Below are 20,067 nucleotides of genomic sequence, written 5' to 3'. Positions count from 1 at the left end.
GATGAAAACGCTGAATTCGATGGGTGGATCCGGAGTCGAGACCTCAGATCACGTCGGGATTCCATGTCGCGACAGCCCAGATGACGAATACGTCGAGCGCGATGATGGTGATCGACCACCACGGAGAGTGGGGTAGCCACAGGAAATTCGCGAGGATCGACAGCGAACAGAAGATTATCGCGCCTACCCGTGCCCACGTCGCGCCGGTGAAGAGCATGATTCCGACAGCGGTGACGAGCACGCCGAGTACGAGGTGAATCCATCCCCAGGAGGTGAGGTCGAATTGGTACGCGTATTCAGGGCCGACGACGGTCACATCGTCTTTGGATATCGCCGAGATGCCTTGGAGAATTTCGAGCACGCCGACGGTGACGAGAAGAACGGCTCCGCCCAGCGCGCTTCCTTTTGCCACACCTTGCTTGACCAGTGATTCCTCGGCCATGACCGCCCCTTGGTATCAAGTGCGAAATTGCCTGGCGTAACTCCGTATTGCGACTATTTACGGTGGTGAAGTATCCCGCCACGGGGCAAATCAAACATTGAGCGCTGGACATCCTCGCGATATTCGCTCGCCCACGAATCCGAGAGGATCTACCGTGACGGCATGGATGTGGAGGACGCAGGCATGACGCTGACGACTGCGCCGGTAACAATTCGGACGGATCGACTGGTGCTTCGTACCTACCGTCCCGGCGATCATCAGGACCTTCTCACCTTCTACGGGCGTAGCGACGTGTGCCGGTATTTGTTCAACGAACCCTGGAGCCCGGACGATGCGCGAGAGGCAGTGCAGACCAGAATGTCTCGCCGCGACCTGACAGCGGGCGCGGTGGCTCTTGTCGTCGAATACGAGGGCCGGGTTGTCGGAAGCGTGAGTGCCTGGCTAGTCGACGAATCAGGGGACGCTGTCGACATCGAGCGCACCGCCGAAGTCGGGTGGGCATTCTCGCCCGACTTCGGCGGCCGAGGATTCGCGACGGAAGCTGTGACCGCTCTGATCGACCTGGTCTTCGCGACACCCCGATTGCGCCGCGTGGTCGCGCAGATGGATGCGAGAAACGAATCCTCGGCGCGACTCGCGCGGCGAATCGGGTTGCGGCGAGAGGCACATTTTCGGCAGAACGCGTGGATCAAGAACGAGTGGACCGACACTGTGGTTTTTGCAACGCTGCGCAGTGAGTGGCCTACAAGTCTCTGATCAGGAGGGCCGAGCTGCTACTTCGCAACCAGTTCGGTCAACTGGGGGACCAGCTCGTCAGTTGCCCATGGAACGCTCAAAACGCTGACGTACATGGTGGCGGCTGTCAGGCGATTGTCGGTGATCCACAAGTCCTTCCCGTTGGCGATAACCGGCCACCGTGCGAACAGGGTGTTGGCCAACGTGCTGTCGACTTCCGACTGATCGCTTGCCCATCCGAGATATACGTCGGTGTTTATCGTATCGAGCTTTTCCATGCTGATGCCGAACAGGAACGAGTCGCCTGCAAAGTTCTTGGCACCGTTGACCACGTCGGGAGCGACTGTGAGTCCGAGGTTTTCGACGAACTTCACGCGCGGATCGTCCGGGCCGTAGATGGCCGTTTCGGTTTCGCCTTCGCGGATGTAAGACCCGAAGGCGAACGTGACTCCATTGAATTCAGGATGGCTGGTCTTCGACTCTTCCACCGTCTTTTCGACGGACTTGATCAAATCCGCGGTCTGGGCCGGGCGCCCCAAGGCCTTGCCGACATCGGTGGCGAGGTTTTGCCACGAACTCGGCTGGTACGGCTTGGTGTCGTAGGGGAGTGTCGGGGCGATCGAGCTCAGACGCGAATAGTCCTGCTCGGAGAAACCGGAGTACGGGGCCAGAATCAGGTCGGGTGCGGCATTGAGGATCTGCTCGAACAGAAGCTCACCGCTGTCGGAGTAGTACGGCGCCGGTGTGGGCAGCGGCTGGCCCGACTTCTCGAGTTCCGCGCGCGTCCACGGGAGGAAGCCGTCGGCGTCGCCGGCCCACGAGTCCTTCTGCATTGCAATCGGAGTGACGCCAAGGGCGATGACAGTGTCGGCCGCTGCGGAATCGAGGGTGAGGATCCTGGTCGGTTCCTTGTCGATGGTGGTGCCGCCGAATGCGTGCTCGATCGTGACGGGGTATGCGCCGTCCTCGACAGCAGATGCCGACGAACTATTTTCCTGGGCGTCCGATGACGACTGCGTGCAGGCGGTCAGAGGCAGTGCGGCCGCCACCATCAGCGCAACGACAATTCGCCTCTTCCGTTGGGGACGAATTCTCTGACGGGCAGATCTGAACACGCGAAACTCCTCGGGATAGATCGGGGAAGTGCTTGCACGACTCAGCGCGGTACGCACATGAGAGCAGGCTTACCTAAGTGAATCTAGGGCGCGTGCGTGTAGCGAAGGGGCCAGCAGATGTCGACAACAGGTCAGGCTCGAGTCAGTTGACAGCGGCGAGCGCATTGCCAGGGGTGTAGCCGACCGTCTTACGAAAAGCAGCGATGAACGAGCTCGACGTCCCGTACCCGACTCGACGGCTGACGGCGTTCACACTCATCCCGGTCCCCAGCATGCCCAGCGCTGTACTCATGCGAACCAGAGTGCGCCATTGCGCAAAACTCAGCGCAAGTTCCGCGGCAAAAATCCGGGTGACCGTGCGTCGGCTGAGGTTGAGAACGTGCGCCCACTGGTCGAGTGACCGATCGTCGGCGGGATCCGACAACACTTTGTCGACGAGTTGTCGAAGCCGGGGATCGCGGGGGATCGGTACGTCGAAGTGAGGTGCCGATGCCGGGGTGAGGAGATCGACACAGACCTGCTGTGCCCGAAGGCGTTGTTCTGCAGGCATTCCGGTATGGGCGAGGTGTATCAGCAGTACCCGGGCTGCCTCACTCAAGGTCACGATGCACGGTTCGTTCCAGGTGGGAGTCCACAACTCGGGGGTGAAGAGAGTGGCGCGGAATGCGACGTGGGGATTGGCTTGACCTTCGTGGAGGACCCCGCGAGGGATCCACAGGCCGACGCCGGGCGTGACGGTCCAGAGTTGATTGTCGATGATCATGTTGACGACGCCGCGGTCGGACCAGATGAGTTCGTGCTCGGCATGAGCGTGCTGTGGCCACTGGGTGATGTGGTCGGTCTCGACGATGTACGTCGTCAGTTGGAACGGCGCCGGGACGGCGCGCGCCATCGGAGTGTGGCGGTCGGAATCCGACAGGTGGAGGCCACCGTCGATTTCACGAAGGGCAGGGATCGGCACCGCGGACTACCTCCAAAGCAAAGTTAGGTAAACCTTACACCTTGTTTGCTGGGCTCAGTGGCCCGCACCGAGTTCGATGAGAAGCACGCCTGCCGCGATAAGGCCGATCCCCACGATCATGAGCTTGGTCAGCGGTTCGCGAAAGAGAATGCGGGATGCGATTGCTGTCAGCGCCACCCCGCAAGCAGTCCAGATGCCGTACGCAACGCCGATTGTCAGGCCCGCGTCGAGTGCGAGCGTGAGGAAAGCGAAAGCGGCGAGGTACCCCACGGTGACAACCGCGAGCCATCGTTTGTCGCTGCCGTCCTGCGACGCCATCCGTAGTGACAACGTCGCGGTGACCTCGGAAATAATTGCAGCGATCAGAAATACGAAAGTCATGCCGGGTCCGCCGGCCCGCTGTCGGCAGCAACCTGGGAACCGAGTTCAACGCAGAGGACTCCGCCGATGACCAGGGCAATGCCGACGCCCATCGTGGCTGTCAGGGGGTCGCCGAAAAGGAAAGTCGCGAACACCGCGGTCAGGACAACTCCGGTTGCGCCCCAGATTCCGTATGCAACACCGAGTCCCATGCCCTCCCGCAGGACGAACGACAACGCGGTGAATGCTGCGAGATATCCGCCGACGACCACGAAGTACCAGGCGGGGTGATCGAGGGCCGCGCGCAGAGACAGAGTCGCGGACACCTCGGTCAGGATCGCGGTGATCAACAGGAGCCATTTCTTCACGGTTCGGATTCTGTCAGGCTCCACCGATTCCGGTCGCGCACTACGGTTGAGACATGACGTGCGTGCTGCTCGGCGGAATCCGCCAAGGTGACATCCGCCACGATGTGTCCGTTGGCGATATAACCGCGACGCCGATTCTCGACTGGGGCCACGATGACGTGGCTCGCCTCTACGAGGACATTGCAGAAGGTTCGATCCAGTCGGCGCAGGAGTTCCTGGTGTCGGCGCATCGCAGCGTCGCTGCAAATATTCGGCCGGTGTACGGCCTCGACGACCGGCAACCCGTCTCGGTGACATTGAGCCGAGGACGCGGATCCTGCAGTCAGAGACTGGCTATCGTCGAAGCGTTGGCTCGCCGCCGAGGTATCGCCACGCGAGTTCGCGGTCTCGTACTTCGTGGGGAGTTCTGGTACCCGAGATTTCGGCGTCTACATGCGGTGATTCCGAAGTCTGTGCTGCTGGCGTGGCCGGAATTTCTGGTCGACGGACGCTGGCAGGACATCTCCGAGATCGTTTCACCTGCGGTGGTCTCAGCGCTCGAACCGTTCACGAACACCGGCGAGGAGACACTGTTCGACGCGATCGGACGCGCTCCGATCAGTTGGGGCAAATCAATTTCGTGCGATTGCTTGGACTTCTCCGAATTCGTCGACCGTGATCTGGGCACCTTCGAATCTCGCGACAAGCTCTTCGAGGAATTCGGACAGACGATGTCGACCCCCATCAGAATTCTCGTCGATCCGGTTTTCCGGAACTGGAGTGCATCCGGCTGACGCGCGACGCGAGGTCTAGGCTGTTCTGCATGTCTGTGCGTACCCCATTGGTCCCTGGAACCGTCTCTCCCGTCCTCGCTGTGCCCTCGAAGATCGAGCGGCCCGAGTACGCGTGGAAGCCGACCGCCAAAGAGGGCAACGAGCCCTGGGTTCAGACGCCGGAGACGATCGAGGCGATGCGCATCGCCAGCAAGATCGCTGCCGGCGCGCTGCAGGAAGCCGGCAAGGCTGTCGCTCCCGGTGTCACGACCGACGAGCTCGACCGCATCGCACACGAGTTCATGCTCGACCACGGCGCATACCCGTCGACGTTGGGCTACAAGAGCTTTCCCAAGTCGTGCTGCACGTCTCTCAACGAGGTGATCTGCCACGGAATCCCCGACTCGACCGTGATCCAGGACGGAGACATCGTCAATATCGACGTCACCGCGTACATCAACGGGGTGCACGGGGACACCAATGCGACGTTCCTCGCCGGTGACGTGTCCGAAGAGAACCGCTTGCTCGTCGAGCGCACACACGAGGCAACGATGCGGGCCATCAAAGCCGTCAAGCCCGGCCGCGCGCTCAACGTGATCGGACGCGTCATCGAGTCCTACGCCCATCGGTTCGGGTACGGCGTCGTCCGGGACTTCACCGGACACGGAATCGGCGAGACCTTCCACAACGGCCTCGTGATCCTGCACTACGACGAGCCCGCGGTCGAGACGATCATCGAACCGGGTATGGTCTTCACGATCGAACCGATGATCAACCTCGGTGGTATCGACTACGAGATCTGGGAGGACGGCTGGACCGTCGTCACCAAGGACCGTAAGTGGACGGCGCAGTTCGAGCACACCTTGGTGGTCACCGAGACCGGTGCAGAGATTCTCACCCTGCCTTGAGTTCGGCGATGCGCGGCGCTCTGCTGGTAGCCGGCACTACTTCCGACGCAGGCAAGAGCGTTCTGGTGGCCGGATTGTGTCGCATGTTGGCGCGTCGAGGCGTCCGAGTGGCGCCGTTCAAGGCGCAGAACATGTCGAACAACTCCGTGGTCACGTTGGACGGCGGAGAGATCGGCCGTGCGCAGGCACTTCAGGCGCGGGCATGCGGTCTGGAGCCGAGTGTTCGATTCAATCCCGTGCTGCTCAAGCCGGGGAGTGACCGCACTTCGCAACTGGTCGTTCGGGGCAAGGCGATGACCACAGTGGGTGCTCGCGACTACATGCAGCATCGGCAGTGGCTTCGCGCCGTCGTGGCCGAAGATCTCGAATCGCTTCGATCCGAGTTCGACGTCGTGATCTGTGAAGGCGCCGGTTCACCCGCCGAAATCAACTTGCGCGCAACGGATCTTGCCAACATGGGATTGGCTGAGGCTGCGCAGATTCCGGTCGTCGTCGTCGGTGACATCGATCGCGGCGGCGTCCTGGCCCATCTGTTCGGGACCGTTGCTGTGCTCTCGCCGAGCGACCAGGCATTGATCGCGGGATTTGTGATCAACAAATTCCGCGGTGACGTTGCACTGTTGGAACCCGGACTGGATCAACTGCGCAGCCTCACCGGTCGACCCACTCTCGGAGTGATCCCGTTTGCCGACGATCTTTGGCTCGACGCCGAGGATTCGCTTGGCGTCACCGGCAACGCCCCGGTAGGGCGCCCTGGCCCACCCGTCGGTTCGGCCTGGCTCACCGTTGCTGCGGTTCGGCTCCCGCGCATCTCCAACTCGACGGATGTCGAGGCGCTGGCATGTGAACCGGGCGTGGCAGTTTCGTGGGTGACCGATCCGTCGCGGATCCGCGACGCAGACCTCGTGGTGATCCCCGGTAGTAAGTCCACCGTGAGTGACCTCGAGTGGTTGCGGAGTACCGGCCTGGCTGACGAGATCATCGCCCGAGCGGGCCGCGGGCAGGCAGTGCTGGGAGTCTGCGGCGGATACCAGATGCTGGGTAATTCGATCGTCGACGACGTCGAATCAGGATCAGGGATCACCGCAGGACTCGGTCTGCTGGACCTCGACATCGAATTCGCTTCGGACAAAGTGCTGGCGCAGGTAACCGGTTCCGCCGACGGTATCTCGGTGTCGGGGTACGAGATTCATCACGGACGCGTCGTGCGCAACGGGGACCGCCCATTGCTGGCGGACTCGAGCGGTGTGCCGGAAGGCAGTGTGCGAGGGTCTGTTCGAGGGACACACTGGCATGGTCTCCTGGAAAGTGACGACTTTCGGCGCAGCCTGCTGCGTGAGATCGCGGTTCCCGGTTTTGTTGCTGCACCCGACACCTCGGTTGCCGCGGTGCGAGAACAGCAACTCGACCTTCTCGCTGATCTCGTCGAGCAGCACCTCGATCAGGATCTACTCGAGAAACTGATCAACGGTGGGGCGCCGATCGGGCTTCCCGTCATTGCCTCCGCACTCGAAGCCTGAGAGCGCTCCCGCGGGCGTCGACGTGGACGCGGTAGAATAGCCAGGCCTCACTCCCGCGACGGCTCCCTAGTAGGAGTGTGCGCGGTGACAGATCAATTCGACGGCTTGCTTACCGACTTCAGTGACGAGGTGCTGGTCGACTCGGCAATGCTCGGCGATCATGCGGCCTTCGACGTCATCGTTCGCCGATACGGCCCGCACTTGTATCGATTTGCCCGTCGACTCGTCACCAGTGAGAGTGACGTCGACGACATCGTCCAGGAAACCTGCGTTGCCGCCTGGCGCCAACTTCCGGGGTTTCAGCGGCGCTCGAGTATCAAGACCTGGTTGTTCGCGATCTGTTCTCGCAAGATCTCGGATGTCCATCGAAAAGTCGGCTCCTGCGCCGCCGATGTGGACGGACTTCGGGACGAAGTCGATACTCGATTGCGCGATCCGAGCGAGGAAGTATGCGGCACAGCATTTCTCGACGCTCTTGAAGCCGAACTCGATCGTCTACCGCTGCGTCAGCGCGCCGCCTGGGTCTTGCGGGAAGTCGAGGGCATGACGTATCCACAGATCGCAGTTGTCCTGGAACTGAGTCCGGACGCGGTTCGTGGCCAACACACTCGGGCGAGGCGGAATCTGGGTCTCGCGCTCGACCGATGGCGATGACGACTCGGCGGTTTGCCGGGTTCTGTCACCGAACTCACTCTCCTGACGGCCCGGGTAGCTGGAAGAATGCTTCGTCGTGGATACCGCTTTCGACCCCAGAGGCTTCGACCCGAGAACCGAGGATTCGGTGCCGTCGGTAATGCCGGACGATGCGACGGCAACGGGTGCTGACGTCGCCGTCGAGGCTGCGGAAACTCGGCTGACTGCAAGCGCGGTCCGGGAGTTGCTGGCAGCGCTCGGAGGAAGTATCGGCGACGAGGACGAACTCGTGGTTTTGCTCCAGCGCGCCGTCGAAATCGCGAACGACGCCATCGAGGGCGCCGACAGCATCGGCGTCACCATCGATCTGGCCGGGCAGACCTACACCGCCGTTCATACCGATTCGCGGACTCTGCGTGTCGACATCGAGCAATACGACGCCGGCGACGGACCATGTCTGCACGCCGCTCGAACCGGTGAAACCGTTGTCGTCGATGCCGAGACCAGCGCGGAACGCTGGCCGCGGTTCGCGGCGGCGGCGAAGGACGAAGGGATCAAGTCCTTTCTCGCGGCGCCGCTCTTCACGCCGGATCAGCGACTGGGTTCGTTCAACCTGTACGGACGCGCCTCAGCGGCATTCGACCGCGTCGACGCGGATGTCATGGAGATTCTCACGACAACGGTCTCACGCGCGATCGGCGACTTCTCTCGTTTCAAGTCCGCCAAGGCGGTGGCTGATGCCTTGCAACGTGCGCTCGAGACCCGGGCGCCGATCGAACAGGCCAAAGGCATGCTGATGGCCATCCATCGGATCGACGCCGACACCGCATTTCACATGCTGCGCAAGCAGTCTCAGACGACGAATACCCGGTTGCGCGACGTGGCAGCCGAGATCGTCGAGACGTATTCGGCGCCGCCTACCGCTGTCTAGTTCGAGGGGGACCGACGTACAGCCTCGAGCGCGACGACGACGCCCGCGGCGACAACCACGTGCATCAGCGCGAGCATGACCGTGCTGGCGGCGTCGAAGTCCGCGGCAATGGTCAAAGCGATGGTGCCGAGCGCCACGACTGCACCCACGATCTGGGCGATGCGGATGATCGGCTCCCACTTCAGTGAGATCAACATTGCGACCGACAAACCGACCAGCAGTGGCACCACCGTCAATGTGATGACCCCACCAGGCGCGACGCTCGCCGGCTTTCCCTGATCTGTCATCTCGAAGGATCCGCCCAATGCGAGGCCGATCAACCACAGGATCAGATTGACGACGAGAGCAATTACCGTGGCGCCGAGTACGGCACGTGGCTTGGTGACGTGGAGGTTGTGTGCGGTTGACGTGATTGCAGACATGGTGTTCTCCCGGCTCGATGCGATGGTCTTGTGACGTCGCTCTGGTGAATAGACCCGCCGGCGGGCAGAAACTCATCGCTGAGGTTGACTATTGCCCGTCGACGACGGGCACTGCGGTGCCGGTGACCGAGATACCGCCGTCGACTGGGATGTCGACCTCGAGCACACTGGGACGCCCGACGTGTCGGCCCTGGTGGATGGTGATCCGCCGCAGAGTGGCCGCGGGTTCGAGTTTGCGCAGGTAACCGCCGGTCGACGCCGCTGCGGACCCGGTTGCAGGATCCTCGACGATGTTTCCCACCGGAAACAGATTTCGGGCTTCGAAGGTGTTGTCGTCGAGGGGATGCAGGATTGTCACCGTGCCGGCCCACCCCTGCGCGTCCATCAGAATTCGCATTGCGGATGGATCGAAGGTGAACTCGTCGAATGTCGACTGATCACGAAGTACGACGATCGGGTGAGTGTTGCCGGCGTACGAGAGCATTGCGGGATACCGCGCGTCGAGCGCAGACGAATCGACGCCGATGAGCCCGAGCAGCGCTGTCAGCACGGCGTGATCGATCGGCGAGACCGACGGTTCGACGCTGGTGAAGGTCGCGGTCGACCTTCCGTCCTCGTCGGTCGCCGTGTCGATGGATACCGGTCCGATCGGTGTTTCGAATGTGAAGGTTCCGTCGCCGTCTCGCTCGGTGAGAGCGATGGCCGTCGCAATAGTGGCATGACCGCAGAACGGTACTTCGGCGATAGGGGAGAAGTACCGGATCCGGCTGTGGCGCGGGTTGCCTCCGAGTTCCGGTTCGATGAGGAACGCCGTCTCGGCATACCCGACTTCGGCTGCAACGGATTGTAATTCGGGGTCGTCGAGCCCGCGGGCGTCGAGCAGTCCGGCCGGCGGGATTACCGCCGGCCGGATCCGAACTGAACGCAGTCAGTCGGAGGATGTCGTGAGAAGTTGCCATGTCGACCATCTTTGTCCGCTGTCCTCCATCGGGGGAAGAGACATCGCGCGATTGCGGTCCGCAATCTTCGAACTGGCCTGCCTCCGGAACAAACCGGCCGCACGGCGTCGTTGGTGCAGATATGAGCAATGACACAGACACCGACGACGCGTTGTTCGCACTCGTGGCCCGGGGAAAACAAGGCGTGCTGGCAACCGTCAAGCGTGACGGCCGCCCACAGTTGTCCAACATCATTTACCGCTGGGACGGCGAGTCGAAGACGGCTTCCGTGTCCATCACAGCCGATCGCGCCAAGAGTAAAAATGCGATCCGCGATCCGCGGGTTTCCCTTCACGTCAGCGCGCCCGACTTCTGGAGCTACGCCGTGATCGAAGGACTTGCCGTGGTGACACCCGTCGCGGCCGATCCTCACGACGAAGTGTCTGACGCACTGGTCGAGCTGTACCGGGACATCAGCGGCCAGGAGCATCCTGATTGGGAGGAGTACCGCGAAGCAATGGTTGCGGAGCGTCGACAGATCCTCACGGTGCGCGCTGATCACGTCTACGGAATGACGAGGCTCCCCAAGCCGTCCGGCACCTGAACTGCGTTCGTTCAGGTAGGGAGATAACGTTACGAGTTAATATGTAATGGTGAAAACCGAGTCTCCCGCCCGTATCGGACGGCCACGCGACCCAGGCAAGGACGAGGCTGTGCTGCTTGCAGCTCGCACACTGCTGGCCGAAGTTGGGTATCAGCAGACGACCATTTCGGCGATTGCCAGGACTGCCGGTGTCAATACGCCGGCCATCTACCGTCGCTGGCCGTCACGGGAGGCCCTGATCGAAGAAGCAGTGCATGGACCGGGCGGACATCCGTTGCCTCGGCCGACCGGTGATTTGCGGGTGGATCTGACGACGTGGGTGCACATCTTCCTGGTCCGCGCTGCCCGACCCGCGGCGCGGGCCGGAGTTCCTGGCCTGCTTGCCGATTCGCGGACGGTGGAGGCGCGACAACGTCTATTGGCTATCGGTGCACCGGTTCGTGCAGCGTTTCAGGATCTGCTGGACGACGCGGTGAGGCGTGGTGAGATCCCGGCAGGTGCGGATGCGATGTTCTTGTTCGACCTGCTGGCCGGGACGACGACAATGCAGGGGTTGACCCGTGGGCTCGAGGGTGAGGACCGCTTTGTAGATGCCCTCGCACGATCTCTGTACGTCCTGGCTGCGCATCCGGCCGATGCCGTCGGGACGGAAGCGGTGGGGCAATGATCTCGGTTTCGGTGGACGGCGGCGTTGCCGTCGTGACCCTCGACAGGCCTGACAAACGGAATGCCTTCAACAAGCACATGGGTCGAGACTTGGGGCAGGCGTACCGAAAGCTCGACGAAGACGATTCCGTTCGCGTGATCGTGCTGACCGGTGCGCCACCAGCATTCTGCGCGGGTGCAGATCTTGGCGACGGCGCCGGCACCTTCGATTCACCTGACGGCGAGCAGTTTTCGTCATCACCGGTGGATCCGCCGGCGTTCGAGTTGCGAAAGCCGGTCATCGCAGCGGTGAACGGACATGCGATCGGAATCGGCCTCACCATCGCGATGCAGGCCGATATCAGAATCTTTGCAGCTGACGCCAAGTATGCAATTCCGCAGGTTCGCCTCGGTGTGTTGCCGGATGCGATGGCGCATTGGACGGTTCCGCGCATCGCCGGAATGGCTGTGGCCGCCGACATCCTTTTGACTGGAAGGACGTTCGACGGAGCCGAGGCAATCGCGCTCGGGTTGGGTAGCCGTTGCCTGCCCGCTGACGAAGTGCTTTCGGCGGCGTTGGTGATCGCCCGAGACATTGCGACGAACACTGCACCGATGTCGGTGGCGCTCTCGAAGCGACTGCTCTGGCAGAGCCAGAGCAGCAGCTGTCGACCAGAGACGGTGGCGGCCATCGAAACGGACCTGCATCTACGCGTCATGGGGAAGCCGGACGCGGTGGAAGGTGTTCGTGCATTAATGGAACGGCGCACGCCTGTGTGGGTTTCGCGCTTGTCCGCCGAGTGGCAGGAAATCCCGTCGGAATGATTCGGGAGCCTTGCGGAAAATCACACGCGGACGACTACGCGTCTCGCAGCAACTGTTCGAGACGATGTTTGCAGAACGCGGTGATATCCGTATGTTCGCCGAGTTGGAGATGCGTGGACAGGCGCAGGAGCGGAACAGCGAGCAGAACCGCAGCGAGTACCTCGTTGAACAAAAGGTTCTCGACCCTCCAGCCGGTCAGTTCCTCGTAGCGGGCAATGGTCTCTTCTCGGCTGGGAGTGCCTGGCAAAGGTGTGTGTCCCTCGAATTCGCTACACGCCCAATCGAGAAACAACAGCCAGGCGAGGTCGGCCTCGTGATCGCCGAGGTACGCCATCTCCCAATCGAGAACCCCGGCGATCGACTGGTCCGGGCCGTAGAGGATGTTCGACATCCGGGCATCGCCCCAGCACAGTGTCACGTGTTCGGGTTGGTAGATGTTCTCCCTCAGCCAGGCCAGTGCTTTGTCGAATATCGGCGGTAGGTCCGGCGATGCCCAACGAACGGCCCAGTCGAGGTAGTTCACCGCCTGTTCGACCGGATGGGTGCCGAACTGGGGGTAGGAGAGGAATCCGAGTTCGAGCTTGTCCGGGTCCAAGCGATGAATCTGCGCAATCGTCTCGACGCATCCCCACCACATCTTCGCTCGGCCTGCCTCATCGGCTTCGAAGTATGTCCCGGCACTGTGATACGACGGAAAGTCGCTGGGCGCCTCGGCATTACCGATGCGGTCCATGACGTAGTAGGGGCTGCCGAGTGGGTTGTCACCGCTGTCGATCCACCGAACGTGAGGGACTGCGAGGTCGGACTTCGCGAGCCTTTGTGTCACGAGGAACTGGCGGCGGAGATCGTAGTCGGGGAACAGCGAAACCTCCGGTGGACGCCGGAAAACAAAACCACTCGACTCGCCAGTGGCGCCATCGAGGTCGAACAGGTATGTCTCCGTCGAGAATCCGCGTTCGGTGCGCTTGAAGTTGACGATCTTGGCGCCTCGAGTACCCGGAATGTGCTCCCGGACAATTGGTTCAAGGGCGGGTGCGATGTCTTCTGCGGCTGTTCGGTCAGTCATTGTTCGTACCTGTCCGTGTGTTGCTCCAATCGGTGTACCCGTAGCGGGGATTCACGCCCATGAAGACCATTTCCACGAGCCCGTATCCGACTTTGTCTCCCATGCGGACCTCGCACAGCGTCTCGCTGAGCATGCTCACCTGCCGGATTTCATCGAGGTTCGTGATGTCGACGGTGAAGCTGTCGCTGAAGTCCTTGCCGCGGTACATGCCGGAGGCGTACCCCCGGTACTCGTCGTAACCGGCCAGTCCGGGCCAGAAATCGCACACTGGATTCACCTCGATCACGTCGGTGGTCCGGTCCGCTCGGTGCACGGTGAAAGTGCCGGATTCGACCACCCGCATGTCGTCACGGAATTTCAGATCGTGCTCGACGTCGATGATCGGTAGCGCGTCCTTGCCGGAACCGATCGGGAAGAGCACCTCGCCCTCGAACTGCCAGCGCGCGCCGGTACTGGTTTCGCGCTGCGCGAAATGCACTACCTCGTCGTCGAATTGGAATATCCCCATGTAATAGAGGACTCCGTCCGGAATCTCGGACGGCTGCAGGTTCGCGCCCTCGGACAGACTGCCGCCGCCACCGCCGTGTCGTACGCCCCACGAGTGATCGCGGCCGAACCACCAGTTGTCCGGATCGATGTCGATGCGGGTGCCGTCGATTTCGATCCAACCCGTGATGGTGCCGTTCTGGTAGAAGCGTCGGGCGTCTTCGCGAACGCGGCCGCGCGTGCGATGGAACGCTGCCGTCTGCTCGTACACCGGGAAGTCGCCGTGGAAGTCGAGTTGCAGGCTCAATCCGTGTTCGTTTGCGTCGACCGTGGAACGTACCTGGCGGAGTGGTTCGACGATTTCATAGGTGTACGGCCCCACACTCCACGCTGCCAGTCCTCCGGTCTGAGGGTTCAACTCGGTGGACAGGCGCACCACGCGGGCTTCCTCACCCTTGCGCGTCACCATCGCGTAGGCGTCGAGGACGTTGCGGTTCGGGTATTTGGCCAGTCCCGTCATGATGCTGATCTCGCCCGTTTTGTCGAAGCCGTACATCACGATGCGTTCGGTCCAGCGCAGGTCACTTTGGGAGACGTGGTCGAGTGTCGTCGGGAGTTGATGAATGAGTAGTTCGTCGTGCGGTGTGATCACAGTCGGTCCTTGTGTCGACGGAGTGGGGTGTTCACAATCTATTACGGAGCGCTACGCAACGTAATGGTTTTCGGCGAAACCGGTCGGGTACTGTCCGCAGTTGTGGACGAACGCAAAGATCGACGCATCGGCACCGTCGGAGTCGGGCGCCCTCGAGATCCGCAGGTGGACGACGCCATCCTCACCGCCGCCCGCGAGTTGCTGGCGGAGCAGGGTTACCAGAAGACCACGATCACAGCCATCGCGCGAAGGGCCGAACTGGGCACTGCCGCAATTTATCGGCGCTGGGCGACCAAGGAATCCATCATCGAGGATGCGGTCTTCGGAATGCAGGATGCGGCGCTACCGGTGACCACGTCGAATTTGCGTGACGACATGCAGGCCTGGACGAGATGGTTCCTCGCGAGAGTTGCCGAACCGGCAACGCGCGCAGCGATTCCCGGCCTGCTGTCGGCCTACCATCAAGAAGACGGCGCCTACGAACAACTGGTTCGGAGATCGGAAGACCCGGCCCGGCTCGCGCTCGCCGAGCGCGTGCGTGTCGAATTTCCCGAGCGGTCCGACGCGGAAATCGTGTCGACCGCCGATGTGGCCTTCGACATTCTCGTTGCAACCACCATCGTGCGGGGCCTCACGAGTGGCCTCGCCGACGGTGACGCGTTCTGCGCGCGCACTGCGGACGCACTGGTTCTGCTGGTTACGTCGACGGGAACCGAGATCAGCCGGCAATGAGGGGCTGACCGAGGCGCTTCCTCCGGTCAGGCGCTCGGCGCTTCGCCCACCCCCCACCTCGAGCGAACGGTACATCGGTCGCCTCAGATGCGCCGAAAGCCACTTTCGCTCAGGGGAGAGGCGGTGCAGAGCGAACAAATCGGACTCGCCGGCGGTGGTGAGAATGTATGAGTGGTCATACTTCTGTCGACTCCAGGGTCCTCCACAGTGTGGATCGCGTACCGTTTCCAGACATGGAATTGACTCGAGTAGCGGTGGGCAGTGGTTCGTGCACCGTTCGGATCGACGGGCCGGTCAGCAAGCATGCGGTACTCCTGCTCCCCGGCAAGGGCGACCCCGTCGACTTGTACGACGATGTGTGTGAGCGACTGCACCATTCGGATCTGCGGACCGTCGCGGTGGAATCGATCGAGAATCTCGACGAGACCTCGGCAGTGGTACTTCTGGACGAGTTGAACATCGCCTGGGTGAATCTGGTCGGTCACCGGGAGGGCGCCGATCTCGCGTGGCTGTTGGCTGCACGTCAGTTCGGCCGCTTCGCGAGTTTGATCGCCGTGGACCGTGGACATCCGTCGGCCAGCGATATTGCCGGCGTACCGCCGGTCGAGGTTCCGACCACCGTAGTCGTGGGCAGTGGAGGTCGGGCCATCGCCGACGCCAGCGGTCGTTTCGTGTACTCCGACTTCCGCGTGACGGAACTTCCGGGTGTCGACGACGTCGTCAAGTCGGCACCGGCCGAACTCGCAACCGAGATCGTGCTGCGTACCAGCCCCTGGTGAAACTCTGACCGACGAAAAGGCGGGCATTCCCTTTGCGAGGAGTGCCCGCCTTTTCGGCGTCATTGGGGCTGCGGGGCTCAGATGTCGAGGCCGAGCAGCGCGTTCTCGACCACTTCGGCCAAGGCCGGGTGGATCCAGTACTGGCCGCGCGCCATGTCCTGCGCTGACAAACCGAAGCTCATCGCCTGGATGAGCGGCTGGATCACCGTCGGAGCCTGCGTACCCATGACGTGGGCACCGAGAATGCGTCCGGTGCCGCGCTCGGCGATCACCTTGCAGATGCCCTCCTGATCCTCCATCGCCCAGCCGTACGCGACGTCTCCGTATGCCTGCACCTTGACGGTGATGTCGAGTCCGGCGTCGCGAGCCTGCTTCTCCGTCATTCCGACGTCGGCGATCTGCGGATCGGTGAACACTGCTGCCGGTACGAAGCGGTGATCGGTGCTGCGAAGCCCGGACGTGTTTTTCCACGCGTCCTGGAGCAGGTTGTGTTGAACAACGCGCGCTTCATGGTTGGCGACGTGCTTGAGCTGGTACGGCGAGGAGACGTCACCGAGTGCGAAGACGCCCTCTGCGGTGGAGCGTTGGTATTCGTCGACCACGATCGAGCCCTTGTCGTCGAGTTCGACGCCGGCCTTGTCGAGACCGAGTAGGTCACCGTTCGGCTGACGACCGACCGCGACGAGGAGAACGTCACCGGAAACGACTGTGCCGTTTGCCAGTTCGACGGCGATGTTGTCGCCATCGCCGCGTACCGACGTGAGGGGGGAGCCCAGATGGACGTCCCACTTCTGTTCGGCCAACTCGGTGAAGCGCTCGGAGATCTCGTCGTCGAGGTGCCGCAGCAGTCGCTGGCTGCGGCCAATGACCGACACGCGAGAACCCAACGCGGAGAACACGTGTGCGAACTCGGTGGCGATGAATCCGGAGCCGACGATCACGAGGTGCTCGGGAAGTTCGGGCAGTCGCATGATGTCTTCGTTGGTGTAGTACTTCACACCACTCGACGCGATCTCGTCCGGGATGATCGGACGCGAACCGGCTGCGATGACCACCTGGTCAGCGGTGATCGTCTCGCCGGTTCCGGTGTCGATCGTCTTGTCGCCGGTGAACGTGGCGTGGCCGCGGTAGACGGTGGTGTTGGGACTGTCTTCGCTGCGGTAACGCTCACCACCTGCAGAAATGGGATCGATGCGGCCGAAGACGCGCTTGACGATGTCGGACCAACGAACGCCGTCGAGCGTGGCGTCGACGCCGTACTTCTCGGCAGTGGTGACGGTGCGTGCCACCTCGGCGGCGTAGACGAACATCTTGGTCGGGATACACCCGACATTGAGGCACGTTCCGCCGAAGGTGCCCTCTTCGAGGATTGCGATCTTCTTGCCGTCGAACCGCTCGTCGGGCAGCGAGTTTCCGGATCCGCTGCCGATGATTGCAAGGTCGTAGTGCGTCACTGCGCGATCTCCTGTGTGTTGCTTGCTGTGCTTGCCGAATTTTCTGCGGCCGGGGTGAGGTGGCCGTCGAGCCACTCCAACCACAGGTCGAGTTCGGAAAAGGCTGTGGCCAAGGGCTTCTCGGTCGAAAGGAACACGTCGTGACGGGCGCCGTCGATCGGGACGATGGTGGTGCGATCGCCGAGGCAACCGGCCCAACGTGCGATCTGCTTGACGTCGAGCACGGAATCGGCGAGGTCGACGCTCGGGTTGTACGCCTTCGCGAACTGCGACCTCTTCGAGCGCAGAATCAGCGCGGGCACTCCGATGTCGAGGCCGCGGTGAAGTTTTGCGTGACCCGCTCGGACGGCCCGCATCCAGCCGAAGGTAACGGGGCAGCCCGCCAGTGGCTTCCAGTCGAGGTTGTAATCCCAGACGCCGTTGGCCGAAACATGAAGACTGGAACCGTAAGTCGGTAATCCAGTTCCCGGGATCACCGTCTTCGCCGATACCCGTCCGAGCGCATCGATCGCCGTAGTGCCGACGTTGCGCACCACCGAGGGGCCCTGAAGATCGAACCAGGGACTGTTGAGCACCAGCCCGCAGATTCCGGCGCCGTCGCTGCCACCGGGCTTGCGCTGCAAACGGTTCAGCCACAGCGGGACGATCAGACCGCCGGTCGAGTGCGCCATGAGCAGCACCTCGCTCCCGTCGGTCTCGCTGCGGACGATGCGCAGCGCCTCGTTCAGTTCGGCGTCGTAGAGCGCAAGGTCGGAGACGTAGTGCGCCGTGTGTCCCGGCTTGAGGGATCGCCCGCACTTGCGCAAGTCGAGTGCGAAGAATGCGTAGCCCTGCTCGGCAAAATGCTCGGCCAGGTGCTTCTGGAAGAAGTAGTCGGTGAATCCGTGCACGTACAAGACGGCACGACGTGTCTTCACCGCCTCCTTCCGCGGTTGGTAGCGGACCAGTGTTGCGTCCACCTCGCCTTCGCCGTCCGGATCCGTTCCGAGCGGGATCGTCAGCTGCTGATATCCGTCACCGAGGACGTCTGGAACCCAAGTAGTCACAAATCACAATCTAATCGTCGTTTCGGGTGCGCGTTGTAGAGCACAATTGGGGGTGGTGAACCGCGCGAGTACGCACGGGTAACCTATTCGGCGTAACACAGCAGGCGGATGCGCGCACGGCTAATGACAAGGAAGTCGATTCTCCAGTGTCGAATCAGAACGCGGTAGAGACGAAGACGGATGTAGTGCTCGTGGGCGCAGGCATCATGAGCGCCACGCTGGGTGCATTGCTGCGCCAGCTGCAGCCCGATTGGTCGATCTCGACCTTCGAGCGGCTCGATGCCGTCGCAGCCGAGAGCAGCGACCCCTGGAACAACGCGGGAACCGGTCACTCCGCCCTGTGTGAGCTCAATTACACCCCGGAGAACTCCGACGGCACGGTCGACATCAAGAAGGCCGTCAACGTCAACGAGCAGTTCCAGGTGTCCCGCCAGTTCTGGGCACACGCGGTCGAGCAGGGCGTCCTGACCCAGCCCAAGGAATTCATCAACCCCATCCCACACGTGAGCTTCGTTCACGGTGAGGCCAACGCCAAGTACCTGCGTGCTCGCTACGACGCACTTGCCGGCCATACGCTCTTCCGCGGCATGGAGTACATCGACGATCCGGCCGAGTTCAGCGAGCGTTTGCCGCTCATGGCCAAGGGACGCGACTTCTCCGATCCCATCGCCCTGAACTGGAGCCAGGACGGCACCGACGTCGATTTCGGAGCGCTCACCAAGCAGCTCATCGGCTACATCGGTAAGACCGGCGGCAAGATGTACTTCGGCCACGAGGTCACCAACCTGACCCAGAACTCGGACAAGTCCTGGACCGTCAAGGTCACCAACCGTCGCACCGGTGAAAAGCGCACCGTTCGCTCGCGCTTCGTGTTCGTCGGTGCCGGTGGCGGCGCCCTGCACCTGCTGCAGAAGTCCGGCATCAAGGAAGCCAAGGGCTTCGGTGGCTTCCCTGTCAGCGGTGCTTTCCTGCGATGCACCAACCCCGAACTCATCGACCAGCACAGCGCCAAGGTCTACGGCAAGGCTGCCGTCGGCGCCCCGCCCATGTCGGTGCCGCACCTCGACACCCGTGTCATCGGCAACAAGCCGGGACTGCTGTTCGGCCCCTACGCCGGATGGTCGCCGAAGTTCCTCAAGCAGGGTCGCGTCACGGACCTGCCCGGCTCGGTCAAGCCGAACAACATCCTCTCGATGCTCGGCGTCGGCGTCAGCGAGCTCGGCCTGGTCAAGTACCTGGTCAGCGAACTCGCCAAGAACGAAGCCGGTCGCATCTGGGATCTGCGTGAATTCGCGCCCAAGGCGCAGGCTCAGGACTGGGAGCTCATCACCGCGGGCCAGCGCGTCCAGGTGATCCGCCGTGCCAAGGGCAAGGGCGGCGTCCTCGAATTCGGTACCGCTGTGGTCGCCGCTGAGGACGGCTCCATCGCCGGCCTGCTCGGCGCTTCGCCCGGTGCGTCCACGGCCGTCCCGGCGATGCTGGACGTACTAGAGCGCTGCTTCCCGACCGAGTTCCAGGGTTGGAAGGGCAAGCTTCGTGAGATGGTTCCGTCCATCGGCGTCAAACTCACTGACAACGAAGGCCTGTTCAACCAGGTCTGGGATTGGTCCTCGAAGGTTCTCGAGCTCGATTCCGCTGGTGCTTCCGAATCGGCTCCGGTCGCGGATACCGTCGCGACTGTGTGATAGTCCAA

At 62.3% G+C, this 20,067-nt stretch carries 23 protein-coding genes; 12 read left to right on the top strand and 11 right to left on the bottom strand.

Translation table 11 applies throughout. From position 1 onward, the window contains the following. Positions 1-43 precede the first annotated feature (43 nt). Positions 44-442, bottom strand: coding sequence for a DUF7144 family membrane protein (locus QM596_RS12730; protein WP_019748023.1), 399 nt, complete (start codon positions 440-442; stop codon positions 44-46). A gap of 162 nt (positions 443-604) precedes the next feature. Between QM596_RS12730 and QM596_RS12725 the strand changes: the two genes are divergently transcribed. Further along, positions 605-1,198 (top strand): GNAT family N-acetyltransferase, encoded by a 594-nt coding sequence (locus QM596_RS12725; protein ID WP_283309165.1) that lies wholly within the window; start codon positions 605-607, stop codon positions 1,196-1,198. A gap of 17 nt (positions 1,199-1,215) precedes the next feature. Here QM596_RS12725 and QM596_RS12720 read toward each other — a convergent pair whose 3' ends face one another. The 4 genes from QM596_RS12720 to QM596_RS12705 all read right to left on the bottom strand — a co-directional run bounded on the left by QM596_RS12720 (position 1,216) and on the right by QM596_RS12705 (position 3,981). Further along, positions 1,216-2,292, bottom strand: a complete 1,077-nt coding sequence (locus tag QM596_RS12720; protein WP_225989566.1) for an ABC transporter substrate-binding protein — start codon at positions 2,290-2,292, stop codon at positions 1,216-1,218. Between the two features lie 142 nt (positions 2,293-2,434). Then, positions 2,435-3,253: a helix-turn-helix transcriptional regulator gene (locus tag QM596_RS12715; RefSeq protein WP_020907402.1), complete on the bottom strand. Its 819-nt coding sequence runs from the start codon at positions 3,251-3,253 to the stop codon at positions 2,435-2,437. A gap of 54 nt (positions 3,254-3,307) precedes the next feature. Continuing rightward, entirely contained in the window at positions 3,308-3,634 is a 327-nt protein-coding gene (locus tag QM596_RS12710; RefSeq protein ID WP_019748027.1) for a DMT family transporter, read from the bottom strand. Next, positions 3,631-3,981 (bottom strand): DMT family transporter, encoded by a 351-nt coding sequence (locus QM596_RS12705; RefSeq protein WP_283309164.1) that lies wholly within the window; start codon positions 3,979-3,981, stop codon positions 3,631-3,633. Before QM596_RS12705 ends, QM596_RS12710 begins: the two co-directional genes overlap by 4 nt. Before the next feature lie 53 nt (positions 3,982-4,034). Between QM596_RS12705 and QM596_RS12700 the strand changes: the two genes are divergently transcribed. From QM596_RS12700 to QM596_RS12680, 5 genes are all read left to right on the top strand, one after another. Continuing rightward, positions 4,035-4,754: a transglutaminase domain-containing protein gene (locus tag QM596_RS12700; RefSeq protein ID WP_283309163.1), complete on the top strand. Its 720-nt coding sequence runs from the start codon at positions 4,035-4,037 to the stop codon at positions 4,752-4,754. A gap of 29 nt (positions 4,755-4,783) precedes the next feature. Next, positions 4,784-5,641 (top strand): type I methionyl aminopeptidase, encoded by an 858-nt coding sequence (gene map, locus QM596_RS12695; RefSeq protein WP_007734970.1) that lies wholly within the window; start codon positions 4,784-4,786, stop codon positions 5,639-5,641. 8 nt (positions 5,642-5,649) lie between these two features. Then, positions 5,650-7,161, top strand: a complete 1,512-nt coding sequence (locus QM596_RS12690; RefSeq protein WP_283309162.1) for a cobyric acid synthase — start codon at positions 5,650-5,652, stop codon at positions 7,159-7,161. An 84-nt stretch (positions 7,162-7,245) separates the two neighbouring features. Then, positions 7,246-7,815 carry an RNA polymerase sigma factor gene (locus QM596_RS12685; protein WP_021333021.1) on the top strand — a complete coding sequence of 190 codons (570 nt, stop codon included), beginning with the start codon at positions 7,246-7,248 and terminating at the stop codon, positions 7,813-7,815. Positions 7,816-7,891: 76 nt separating this feature from the next. Further along, a complete protein-coding gene (locus QM596_RS12680) occupies positions 7,892-8,725 on the top strand; it encodes a GAF and ANTAR domain-containing protein (protein WP_019748033.1) in 834 nt (277 codons plus the stop codon). Here QM596_RS12680 and QM596_RS12675 read toward each other — a convergent pair. Together QM596_RS12675 and QM596_RS12670 are read right to left on the bottom strand one after the other, a co-directional pair. Then, entirely contained in the window at positions 8,722-9,147 is a 426-nt protein-coding gene (locus QM596_RS12675; protein WP_029255162.1) for a DUF6069 family protein, read from the bottom strand. The two genes, QM596_RS12680 and QM596_RS12675, sit on opposite strands and share 4 nt — an antisense overlap. Before the next feature lie 88 nt (positions 9,148-9,235). Next, on the bottom strand, positions 9,236-10,030 hold the full coding sequence (locus tag QM596_RS12670) for a PhzF family phenazine biosynthesis protein (RefSeq protein ID WP_283309317.1): 795 nt from the start codon (positions 10,028-10,030) through the stop codon (positions 9,236-9,238). Between the two features lie 197 nt (positions 10,031-10,227). Between QM596_RS12670 and QM596_RS12665 the strand changes: the two genes are divergently transcribed. The 3 genes from QM596_RS12665 to QM596_RS12655 are packed head-to-tail and all read left to right on the top strand — an operon-like array spanning position 10,228 to position 12,159. Then, positions 10,228-10,689 carry a PPOX class F420-dependent oxidoreductase gene (locus QM596_RS12665; RefSeq protein WP_283309161.1) on the top strand — a complete coding sequence of 154 codons (462 nt, stop codon included), beginning with the start codon at positions 10,228-10,230 and terminating at the stop codon, positions 10,687-10,689. A gap of 46 nt (positions 10,690-10,735) precedes the next feature. Then, complete coding sequence (locus QM596_RS12660; protein WP_283309160.1) at positions 10,736-11,356, top strand: TetR/AcrR family transcriptional regulator; 621 nt, start codon at positions 10,736-10,738, stop codon at positions 11,354-11,356. Beyond that, positions 11,353-12,159, top strand: coding sequence for an enoyl-CoA hydratase/isomerase family protein (locus tag QM596_RS12655; RefSeq protein WP_021333016.1), 807 nt, complete (start codon positions 11,353-11,355; stop codon positions 12,157-12,159). The genes QM596_RS12660 and QM596_RS12655 overlap by 4 nt, the downstream gene beginning before the upstream one ends. A gap of 34 nt (positions 12,160-12,193) precedes the next feature. Here the strand turns inward: QM596_RS12655 and QM596_RS12650 are convergent, their stop codons facing one another. Both QM596_RS12650 and QM596_RS12645 read right to left on the bottom strand, forming a co-directional pair. Continuing rightward, positions 12,194-13,225: a phosphotransferase family protein gene (locus tag QM596_RS12650; protein ID WP_283309159.1), complete on the bottom strand. Its 1,032-nt coding sequence runs from the start codon at positions 13,223-13,225 to the stop codon at positions 12,194-12,196. Further along, positions 13,218-14,363 carry an Rv3169 family protein gene (locus QM596_RS12645; RefSeq protein ID WP_283309158.1) on the bottom strand — a complete coding sequence of 382 codons (1,146 nt, stop codon included), beginning with the start codon at positions 14,361-14,363 and terminating at the stop codon, positions 13,218-13,220. Before QM596_RS12645 ends, QM596_RS12650 begins: the two co-directional genes overlap by 8 nt. Positions 14,364-14,390: 27 nt before the next feature. On the opposite strand from QM596_RS12645, the gene QM596_RS12640 reads away from it, so the two are divergent. Then, entirely contained in the window at positions 14,391-15,095 is a 705-nt protein-coding gene (locus QM596_RS12640; protein WP_223257887.1) for a TetR/AcrR family transcriptional regulator, read from the top strand. Between the two features lie 233 nt (positions 15,096-15,328). Continuing rightward, on the top strand, positions 15,329-15,874 hold the full coding sequence (locus QM596_RS12635; RefSeq protein ID WP_003942671.1) for an alpha/beta fold hydrolase: 546 nt from the start codon (positions 15,329-15,331) through the stop codon (positions 15,872-15,874). A gap of 77 nt (positions 15,875-15,951) precedes the next feature. Here the strand turns inward: QM596_RS12635 and mtr are convergent, their stop codons facing one another. Both mtr and QM596_RS12625 read right to left on the bottom strand, forming a co-directional pair. Beyond that, positions 15,952-17,328 carry a mycothione reductase gene (gene mtr / locus QM596_RS12630; protein ID WP_283309157.1) on the bottom strand — a complete coding sequence of 459 codons (1,377 nt, stop codon included), beginning with the start codon at positions 17,326-17,328 and terminating at the stop codon, positions 15,952-15,954. Continuing rightward, positions 17,325-18,374 carry an alpha/beta hydrolase gene (locus tag QM596_RS12625; protein WP_283309156.1) on the bottom strand — a complete coding sequence of 350 codons (1,050 nt, stop codon included), beginning with the start codon at positions 18,372-18,374 and terminating at the stop codon, positions 17,325-17,327. The genes mtr and QM596_RS12625 overlap by 4 nt, the downstream gene beginning before the upstream one ends. 146 nt (positions 18,375-18,520) lie before the next feature. On the opposite strand from QM596_RS12625, the gene mqo reads away from it, so the two are divergent. After that, entirely contained in the window at positions 18,521-20,059 is a 1,539-nt protein-coding gene (gene mqo, locus QM596_RS12620; RefSeq protein ID WP_020907417.1) for a malate dehydrogenase (quinone), read from the top strand. The last annotated feature ends 8 nt before the right edge of the window (positions 20,060-20,067 follow it).

Origin of the sequence: Rhodococcus sp. IEGM 1406 (genome assembly GCF_030056745.1) — a bacterium.
Taxonomy (GTDB): Bacteria; Actinomycetota; Actinomycetes; order Mycobacteriales; family Mycobacteriaceae; genus Rhodococcus_F; species Rhodococcus_F erythropolis.
This window is presented reverse-complemented; position numbering and strand designations above follow the sequence as displayed.